This window comes from Borrelia hispanica CRI (genome assembly GCF_000500065.1).
Taxonomy (GTDB): Bacteria; Spirochaetota; Spirochaetia; order Borreliales; family Borreliaceae; genus Borrelia; species Borrelia hispanica.
The window spans coordinates 1-1,381 of sequence record NZ_AYOU01000161.1 but is presented as its reverse complement, the minus strand read 5'-3'; the positions used below and the strand labels follow the sequence as shown (position 1 = coordinate 1,381).

Genomic DNA, 1,381 nt, shown 5'->3' with positions numbered 1-1,381 from the left:
AACAAAACAGAACTTAATAGTAAATTAAAATTAAATAATTGGATGCTTGGAACTATTATTACAATTAACGTAGGAATTCTTTTAACATTAATCTCAATAATCAATTCAATCATAAATAAATAAACATGAATTACTAATTCCACAAATCTTTAATTAGCAAAATCAATAATTCATATTAATCTCTAATTAGATTTGAATAACCTCTGGCTGAATAACTTCTGGCTTAGTAGCAGCAGGCTTTTTAGCTGCCTTAGCTTTAGCTGCTGCTTTTGCTTGTGCTTGATCTTGTTGCACAACCCGTTCTTCTGCTTGATCTACAGATTGATCTTTTTGATCTTTTTCTGCATCTTCTGGTTGTAACTTAATTTTAGGTTCAACTACCTTTTTTCTTTCTAAATTACCAAGAAAAATTTCCTTATAATCTCTGTAAAGAGTCTCTAAAACACCAGCAAGTAAACTATATTTCTTTATTTCGCAATTATAATAAAGATTGTCCACTAGTTGAATTTTGATATCGCAATTATCTGTATATTTCTTACTTATCCACTCTTTAACATATGAAGATACATACTCATAATCAATATCATCAGAATTTAGTATTGGAAAATTAACTATTGTCTCATCATTTTTTTTAGACTGAATCTCATCGCTCATATAAGTTTGCCAAAATCTATCTCTTCTCAAATAAAGTCTTCTTATCAAATACTTCAACGTAAATTTCATATCGTCTCTCCTTTTGCATTTTGCATCAAAATTTTATCTTTACCTGGATCTTGCTCTTGATATTGAAGCATAATTCCTAAACTAGCAAGAGAAAGTCCTTTAGTAGTCTTAAATCCTTCAAAATTAGTGTTAATTTGTGGTCGCGGCGGGCGTACGGCAATATTATCTCCCCTACTCTCTTCGTATAAAGGGTATAAATTTGCAATATCATCACTAGAATCGCTATTTTCAATACTTCCTACATAAGACCGTATTTCTTCTTTAACCTCCATTCTCAACTTTGCCTTTTCTTCCTCTCTCCTTCTGATTCGCTCTCTTCTTTCTTCTTCTTCTCGCCTAAATAATCTCTCTATATATTCTTGTTGTCGTTTAAGTTTCAGTTTGCGTTCTTTTTCTGTTTTCTCTTTTTCTTTTTTTTCTTCTTCTTCGTCTTTCACATTTTTTGACGCATGAAATTCAAAATTTTTGCTTGCTAATCTTATTTTTTCGCCATATTTTTCTTTTTTCGTCGTGTAATTTTTCTTATATTTGTGCGAGTACCAATCTTTGAATCGGCCCTCCCATATGATCTCATAGTCGTTTATTACGCCATCTGTTCTTTTCATCATCATCCACACTTTGTACTTGTACCTGTTGCCAAATTGCTTTAGAAAGTGTT

General features: G+C 31.2%; 1 protein-coding gene and 2 pseudogenes. 1 reads left to right on the top strand and 2 read right to left on the bottom strand.

Going from position 1 to position 1,381, the window contains the following annotated elements; all coding sequences use genetic code 11:
• Positions 1-123, top strand: a pseudogene (locus U880_RS11895) (Bdr family repetitive protein); the annotation flags it as partial.
• Positions 124-186: 63 nt separating this feature from the next.
• On the opposite strand, the gene U880_RS10940 reads toward U880_RS11895, so the two are convergent.
• Positions 187-723 carry a hypothetical protein gene (locus U880_RS10940; protein WP_024655311.1) on the bottom strand — a complete coding sequence of 179 codons (537 nt, stop codon included), beginning with the start codon at positions 721-723 and terminating at the stop codon, positions 187-189.
• Positions 720-1,381 (bottom strand): annotated as a pseudogene (locus U880_RS11890) (plasmid maintenance protein); the annotation flags it as partial. The gene U880_RS10940 and the pseudogene U880_RS11890, both read right to left, overlap by 4 nt.

Coding starts and splice junctions, on each gene's coding strand:
- U880_RS10940 (WP_024655311.1), bottom strand. CDS start 723: ATGAAATTTACGTTGAAGTATTTGATAAGAAGACTTTATTTGAGAAGA.